The 8,004-nt window shown below is 34.7% G+C and carries 8 protein-coding genes and 1 pseudogene; 5 read left to right on the top strand and 4 right to left on the bottom strand.

Going from position 1 to position 8,004, the window contains the following annotated elements; genetic code table 11:
* Positions 1–552, top strand: coding sequence for a VanZ family protein (locus V7014_RS06720; protein WP_335505455.1), 552 nt, complete (start codon positions 1–3; stop codon positions 550–552).
* A gap of 92 nt (positions 553–644) precedes the next feature.
* Here the strand turns inward: V7014_RS06720 and rsgA are convergent, their stop codons facing one another.
* Positions 645–1,724: a ribosome small subunit-dependent GTPase A gene (gene rsgA, locus V7014_RS06725; protein WP_335505428.1), complete on the bottom strand. Its 1,080-nt coding sequence runs from the start codon at positions 1,722–1,724 to the stop codon at positions 645–647.
* Between the two features lie 332 nt (positions 1,725–2,056).
* Between rsgA and V7014_RS06730 the strand changes: the two genes are divergently transcribed.
* Both V7014_RS06730 and V7014_RS06735 read left to right on the top strand, forming a co-directional pair.
* Positions 2,057–3,466, top strand: coding sequence for a SpoVR family protein (locus V7014_RS06730; protein WP_335505431.1), 1,410 nt, complete (start codon positions 2,057–2,059; stop codon positions 3,464–3,466).
* Positions 3,467–3,724: 258 nt separating this feature from the next.
* A complete protein-coding gene (locus tag V7014_RS06735) occupies positions 3,725–3,925 on the top strand; it encodes a cold-shock protein (RefSeq protein WP_205064168.1) in 201 nt (66 codons plus the stop codon).
* A 351-nt stretch (positions 3,926–4,276) separates the two neighbouring features.
* Here V7014_RS06735 and V7014_RS06740 read toward each other — a convergent pair whose 3' ends face one another.
* Positions 4,277–4,510, bottom strand: a complete 234-nt coding sequence (locus tag V7014_RS06740) for a hypothetical protein (RefSeq protein ID WP_335505436.1) — start codon at positions 4,508–4,510, stop codon at positions 4,277–4,279.
* Positions 4,511–4,632: 122 nt separating this feature from the next.
* A pseudogene (locus V7014_RS06745) lies at positions 4,633–4,828 on the bottom strand (SpoVR family protein); the annotation flags it as partial.
* A gap of 101 nt (positions 4,829–4,929) precedes the next feature.
* On the opposite strand from V7014_RS06745, the gene V7014_RS06750 reads away from it, so the two are divergent.
* Positions 4,930–5,916, top strand: coding sequence for an MBL fold metallo-hydrolase (locus V7014_RS06750; RefSeq protein WP_335505438.1), 987 nt, complete (start codon positions 4,930–4,932; stop codon positions 5,914–5,916).
* Positions 5,917–5,946: 30 nt separating this feature from the next.
* Positions 5,947–6,324 (top strand): hotdog domain-containing protein, encoded by a 378-nt coding sequence (locus V7014_RS06755; protein WP_335505440.1) that lies wholly within the window; start codon positions 5,947–5,949, stop codon positions 6,322–6,324.
* 268 nt (positions 6,325–6,592) lie between these two features.
* On the opposite strand, the gene V7014_RS06760 is transcribed toward V7014_RS06755, so the two are convergent.
* Positions 6,593–7,950 (bottom strand): IS3 family transposase gene (locus V7014_RS06760; protein ID WP_335505442.1). Its coding sequence is split into 2 segments (ribosomal slippage): positions 6,593–7,494 and positions 7,494–7,950, totalling 1,359 coding nucleotides; the frame shifts between segments, so codons are not numbered across the junction.
* Positions 7,951–8,004: the final 54 nt, after the last annotated feature.

Here is an 8,004-nt window from a genome sequence, read left to right on the forward strand (position 1 = left end):
GTGTTAAAATGTGGTTTAGTTATTGTCTTTAGTTTGTATTTAGTAATTTTGACGAAAGTAATCCTATTGAAATACTATCCTGTTCCAGAAGCCATTGAACATTTGAAGAATTTTCGTATAAGTTACATAGAAAAAGGTTGGGACGCAGCTAGCATCATACCTTTTCGAACAATGTTTGACTATTTGTTTTTTGTCGATATTCCGTTTATAGCTAAAGTGAAAAAATTAGCAGGTTATATAATTGCATTTGCACCCCTTGGAGCAATGCTACCTCTTATTTCAAAACGTTTTTTTCAAGTACGGTATGTCATAATGGTTGCTGCTACAATCGGATTGACTTTTGAATTAATTCAAGGCATTTTAAAATTTGGAGTTTTTGACATCGATGATATACTTCTATACGTAATTGGCAGCATCATCGGTTTCTTACCTATGTTGTTGATTCATAACATTCAACTAGCTAGAAAAAGAAAATTTATAAAAAAAATTAAAATTGAGTGTGAAGGAAAACTAAGTCGTAAAAGGGAAGGGAAATATCGAGCATATCAATAAACGAGACAGGCTCTTCTATAAAGAATAGCCTTATTTTTTTGTACAAAAGCAAAGAAACAGGCATTATTTGCACCTGCTTCTTTGAGTAAACATTATCTTCGTTTGTTCTTTTCTTTCACATGCCTAGAAACTTTTTTCATAGCTTTCATACTACCGAACATATTATTAATCTTTTCTCGTTCACGTTTAATGGAATTTAAATTTTGATATTTTGCTTCTTTTTGCAGTTTTTTATAGTTGGCTAGTCTTTTAGGTGTGAGAAGTCCATCTTCTATTGCTGCCTTTACTGAGCAATTCGGTTCACTTTCATGGCTACAATCATTGAAGCGACAGTTAGCTGCATATTCTTCAATATCGTTAAAAGAATCAGTCAAGTTAGCGCTTTCAATTTGTAATTCGCGCATTCCTGGTGTATCTATAACAACGCCGCCATTTGGTATAATCAATAGTTGCCTATGTGTAGTGGTATGACGCCCTTTATCATCTTCACGAATATCGCTAGTAGCGAGTACATCTTTACCCATTAAGCGATTAATCAATGTTGATTTTCCGACTCCAGAAGATCCTATGAAAGCGGCCGTTTTACCGCTTGTCATATAATCCATCACTTTGTTGTACCCATCCTCACTTATAGATGATGTAACAATTACATCGACATCAATGGCCACTGTACTTACTTCAGATAGCTTTGCTGACACATCTTCACATATATCAGATTTTGTTAATACAACAACAGGTGTTGCCATACTATCCCAAGCAACGGATAAATAACGTTCCAGTCGTCTTAAATTAAAGTCATTATTTAATGACATCGCAATGAATATAATATCAATATTTGTCGCCACGATTTGACTTTGGTTCGAGGTACCAGCTGCTTTTCGTTCAAAAATACTTTTTCGTCTTAAAAAGTGATGAATAATTGCATTTCCATCATCGTTAGTTGTACGATCAATCATTACCCAATCACCAACTGCTGGATAGTCTACACTTTGCTCTGCGACATAACTCATCTTTCCGGAAATCTTAGCTTGAATTTCACCATTTTCACAAATTACTTTATATAAATCTTTATGCTGCGATGACACGCGAGCAATATACAATCCATCATACATGGTAGCTTCCTGACTAAAACGATCAGATAGTCCGATTTCAACTAAATTCACTTTATTCATAGTTTCCTCCTAAATATAACTCATAACTATGATGAGGAGGATCGCTGTCGTTTATTAAACGGCAAATACCTCCTCTTGCCATACACTCTCCAACTTCACTGATTTCATCATATATAAACACTCCCTTTCGTGGATATTTTATAGTCGTTCAATTAATAGGAGTGAAACAGAAAACTCATGTTTCATCTCTACAAATTACTATAACACACGAACGATTATCGGAAAAATCAGATAAAATAAAATATTTTTTCTTCTTCATTATCATAGATTGTTACGTCATTTTCTTCATGTCCTCTCATACTATGTGATAAGAAGGAAAAGGAGGGAGTAAGGTGAGAATAGATGATCAAAAGGATTTAGAAAAATCTATTGATGAAATAACGGAGATTGCTAAAGGATTTGGATTAGATTTCTATCCAATGAGATATGAAATTTGCCCAAGTGAAATTATTTATACGATTGGCGCATATGGAATGCCTACACGTTATTCACATTGGAGCTTCGGAAAGCAATTCCATAAAATGAAGATTCAATATGATTTTGGCCTAAGCAAGATTTATGAGCTGGTTATTAATTCAAATCCGTGTTATGCCTTCTTGTTAGATTCGAACGCATTGATTCAAAATAAACTAATTGTTGCTCACGTATTAGCACACTGTGATTTCTTCAAAAACAATATTCGTTTTCACAACACAAAGCGTGACATGGTAGAAAGTATGGCTGCTACAGCAGATCGTATTCGCCAATATGAAATCGAACATGGAAAGAAAGAAGTAGAAGTATTTCTTGATGCAGTGCTCTCAATTGAAGAACATATTGATCCAGCTTTACTGCATCCAGCTACTACGATTGAGATGGAAGAAGAGGAAGAGGAAATTAAACCAATTGCTTCTCCTTATGACGATTTATGGGGATTAGATAAGAAGGAAGTAAAAAAAGAAACTGTTAAAAAGAAATACAAAAAATTTCCACCACAGCCACAGAAGGACTTGCTACTTTTCATCCAACAATATAGCCGTGAATTAGAAGACTGGCAACGTGATATTCTCACAATGATTCGTGAAGAAATGTTATATTTCTGGCCTCAGCTAGAGACGAAAATCATGAACGAAGGCTGGGCATCCTACTGGCATCAACGAATCCTACGTGAAATGGACTTAACATCGGGAGAGTCTTTAGAATTCGCGAAGCTTAATGCAGGAGTTGTTCAGCCATCTCGCACAAGCATTAATCCTTATTACTTAGGTTTGAAAATCTTTGAAGATATTGAAGAGCGTTACAACAATCCAACGGAAGAAATGATTCGTCGTGGTGTGAAGCCAAACTCAGGTCGAGAGCAGATGTTTGAAGTGCGTGAAGTAGAATCGGATATTTCCTTCTTACGTAATTACTTAACGAAAGATCTTGTCATGCGAGAAGATATGTACTTGTTCCAGAAGCAAGGCAAGGATTATAAGATTGTTGATAAAGAATGGAAAGGTGTGCGAGATCAACTAGTAAATATGCGTGTAAATGGAGGATTCCCTTATATAACGGTGAATGATGGTGACTATTTGCGGAACGGTGAACTTTACTTGAAGCACTGGTATGAAGGCATTGAATTAGACGTGAAGTATTTGGAGAAAGTGATGCCTTATATTTATCAGCTTTGGGGTCGTGGTGTTCATTTAGAGACGAAGGTGGAGGAGAAGCCGATTCTTTATACGTATGATAGTAAGGGGATTTATAAGAAATATTTGTAGTGAAAAAGCCAGCGGGTAACCGTTGGCTTTTTCTATTTCAATTAAGTGGATAGAAATTTTGAAGGTAGTAAGTGTATGTGAATTAAGGTGGTTTTAAATATTTTTATCATAATTTGCTATTCTATTAATAATGTGTTATTCTTAAAAAGAATTATTTTTGTTCGGTTTCAGATTGAGAATAAATTTTGTTTTTTGTCTAAGGTATTTGAGCAAGAGTAGTAACACATGTGTGGGTGGCCACACTAGGAGGCAACAATTATGGAACAAGGTAAAGTTAAGTGGTTTAATGCAGACAAAGGTTTTGGGTTCATCGAGCGTGAAGGTGGAGAAGACGTATTCGTACATTTCTCAGCTATCCAAAGCGAAGGTTTCAAATCTTTAGACGAAGGACAAAGTGTAACGTTTGAAGTAGAACAAGGACAACGTGGCTTACAAGCTACTAATGTTCAAAAAGCTTAAGTAATAACCAGTCAAAAAAGCAGACCCTTTTGGGTTTGCTTTTTTGTTTATAGATATACGTATAAGTAAAAAAACCCATTCAACTAATGAATAGGGTTTAAATGCAACTAAAAATGAAACAAGATCTAAAATGGTGGTATAAGTATAGCATAGTAGTATAATATTCCCTAATCCAACATTTGTTAAAGTAATATATAGTGTAAAACAATCAATATCTTATAGAGCCAACAGGCGAATTAGTGAAATAATAGATCTCAGCAAAAAATGTACAAAAACATATCTAAAATGAAAGACCTCAATGTAGAGGTCTTTATTTAATCTAAAGATTGATATTTATTTTTTGTCTCTTTCTTAATCGAAAATCGCTTTATAACCTTGCGCAATATTCATAGGTTCATCATGAAAGAATATATGGCTACCTTCAATGAGTTCCTCATAAATTTCTCCTTTATTCTGATTCCCTTTGTATCCAGCTGTATATATAGGGTATTCTTGCATATCGAATGGCAAGTTCAAATTCGTTTTCTTCAGGATTAACAAATAATGAATATGTAATATCTTTATCTTCAGACTCGTAAAATTCATAAAGAGGTTTTGTGTTTTATCGTCTAATACTATTTCAAACAAATCAAGGAAATTGCTTAGTCTCTCTTGTTTAGTGAGGATGCTGATCTGTACTTTTTGTATTTTAGCTTCATGTTCGCCAACCACAAGCACATGTCTTCTCTCATCAAAAAAACCTTAATTAAAAAGTTACGTAGAAAAGAAATATCCGATTCAATTTCACGTACTTCAACCACTTGTTGGCAGCCTGTATTTGGTTTTAACACCATGACGAATCATTTCATCTGCAGAGATGTTGTATCGTTCCTCAATATCCTTAAAAATTTTCAGCCCCAAATAAGTTGTAACTGTAAACAAAGGAATGATATTTATATTTTAAATATTCTGTAAATTATGTATAGTATAAATGTGTAGTTATTGAATGTAAGGAGGGATAGCTTATGGAAAAATCCAATATTATTTTTTTTGAAAGAAAATTCCCAAGTGCGAACATAATCCTTATTAAGGATCAGCTCCCGATCCTTATTGATACTGGTTTTGGGAGCGATGCGAAAGATACAGTACAATTAATTAAAGAAGCAGGTGTTTCACCAGAAGAATTACACCTAATTGTAAACACGCACTATCATAGTGACCATGTAGGAGGCAATTTTTATCTCCAAAAAAAGTATGGTGTGACGATTGCTGCTCATAAATGGGAAGCAGATTTAATTAATTCTTGTGATTCTGAAGCTTGTAGTGCAGAATGGTTAGATCAACCGGTAGAACCTTATCGAGTCGATACAAAGCTCTCAGATAACGATGAAATTAATACAGGATGTAGAACCTTGAAAGTCTTGTACACACCAGGGCATACGTTAGGGCACATTTCTTTATATGAACCTGAAGAAAGGACATTAATTTGTGGGGATCTCTTCCATAAAAATGATGTCGGATGGTTAAATATCTTTCGAGAGGGTGTGACATCTATCCAACGATCCCTAGAAAGTTTGGATCGGTTGTCAAAGCTCCAGATTCAACTGGCCTATTCAGGGCATGGACCTCAAATAGAGAATCCTCTGGTTGCTATTGATGCGGCAAGGAAACGATTAGAAAAATGGCTCAGGGATCCAGAAAAAGTATCATGGCATGCCTGCAAGAGGATTTTTTCTTTCACATTAATTATTAAAAACGGATTAGCAAAAGAAGAAATTGATAATTACTTACTAAAGTGTGGTTGGTTTCAAGATTTTTCACGCTACTCCTTCCAACTCCAACCAGAAGAATTTCTTCCAACCCTGCTCGATGAGATGATTCGTTCAGGAGCAGCATGCTGGCACAGTAATAAATTAATCGCCTCCACTCCCTACCAAGCACCATATAAAAAATGGATGAATAAGAACATTAAACCAAAAGATTGGGAACATCAAAATTTTCTTACATATTAAAAAATATTTATAGTGCTGGAGGGGATGTATATGCCATTAAAAGTAGGAGATATCATTACATTTGAACGGACTTTTACCGTAAGAGATGTTGAATTATTTACTGAGATTTCCTGTGATGAAGGGATTCATCATACAACCCCAGATGAACAAGGAAGACTTGTAATCCAAGGATTATTAACGGCAACACTGCCAACAAAAGTAGGTGGAGATAATAACGTACTCGCGCGTAATATGAATTTTGAATTCTTAAGACCTGTTTTTACGGGGGATACGATCATTTGTGATGTTAAAATTGAAAAATACGAACGGCAAGAAAATAACCGAACAGCTATTATTGCATCCTTTTTATGTAAAAACCAGAATGAAAAAGAAGTATTAAAAGGGAATTTTTCTGGTGTAATACTTTAAATCCCTATTCCTTTATTTAAATAAAGGTAAAAACGAACGAACTATCTGTTTTGCCGTTATTTTCGTGTTTAAATTGTTCGATGGTTTGGGAACCTCAATATTTTCAATTAAGTGAGATGAATATTTTTTATTATTTATGTATAGATTGTTCAGTTATAAAAACAGAAATTCAAGGTACATAAAAACCTTATTAAACAAACGGTAGCAATAGTATAAGATAAGACTGTCATTTTGAAGTGACCCCAAAAAGTTAGACACAGTTATTTCATCAGGCAGCTTGTTCAAAATGAGTTCGGTATTCCACCGGACTCATTTTGAATTTTTCCTTAATCCGTTTCGTATTATAGTATTCTATATATTTTTCTAATTCTTGTTTAAAATGTTCGACACTTTCAAATTCCTTCAAGTAGAGGAATTCTGATTTCATAATCCCGAAGAAATTCTCCATCACAGAGTTGTCGTAACAGTTTCCTTTTCGAGACATACTTTGTCTAATTTTTCTAGCTTGAAGTAATTTACGATACTTGTCCATTTGATAATGCCATCCTTGGTCTGAATGCATCAGTAGTTGATGCTTTTCTGGCAATTTCTCTAATGCCTTCTCCACCATCTCGGCAACTAATGAATACGTTGGTCGGGAGCCAATGGTATAGGTGATAATTTCACCATTAAATAAGTCTAATACAGGTGATAAATACAGCTTTTCTCCATGTAGTTTAAACTCCGTAATATCTGTCACCCATTTTTGGTTTGGAGCTTTCGCAGTAAATTGACGATCCAAGAGATTTGGCGCAATCTTACCGACTGTTCCTTTATACGATTTATATTTTTTCAAACGGACAAGAGATTTTAATCCAAGCTGCCTCATAATTCGTTGAACCTTTTTATGATTCACTTTCTTCCCACGATTCCCGAGCTCATCACGAATTCTACGGTAACCGTAACGACCTTCATGTTCTTCATAAATCGTTTGAATCTCCTTTTTCAAATCCGTATCTCTATCCACTTTGTCCATTTGGCATACATAGTAGTAATAAGTGCTTCGAGGAATTCCTGCTAGTTTCACTAATGCTTTCACCGGAAATGCATGCCTTAATTCATAGATTACTTGTGCTTTGTCTTGTTTAGTGATTTTTCCTTGTTTTGAACTAAGGCATTCAACTTTTTTAAATAGGCATTTTCCATTTCAAGTTGTTTAATACGTGCTTCCAGTTCTTCAATTGATCCCTTAACTGCACTATGTTTGTTTTGTTTCATTGACTCTTTTTTCATGAATGGACGCTCCTTTTTCTTTGATTTCAGAGCGTCAATACCAGCCATGTTAAACAATTCAACCCATTTGTATACAGTTGAAGGAGATGAGATGTTAAAAATCGCAGCTGCTTCATTAGGCGTAACTCTAAAATCATTAATATAGTTTAGTACATTCATTTTAAGATTCAAATCATCATTTGTATAGGATGAAAGCGAAAACGCTTCTTTTCCATGTGCTTTATATTGAGCTACCCAATTCTTAAGAGGAGTTAAGCTAATATTAAATTGAGTAGCTATTGTTTGAAAGGAAGCTGTTCCATTTAGGTAAGCTAACACTGCCTTGAGTTTACATTCTGAGCTATATTTAGTCATATAAAAACTGCACCTCCAATTGTTAGATGTGTCTAACAATTGGGGTGCAGTTCA

The organism is Bacillus sp. JJ722, assembly GCF_036963345.1.
Classification (GTDB): domain Bacteria; phylum Bacillota; class Bacilli; order Bacillales; family DSM-1321; genus Bacillus_AD.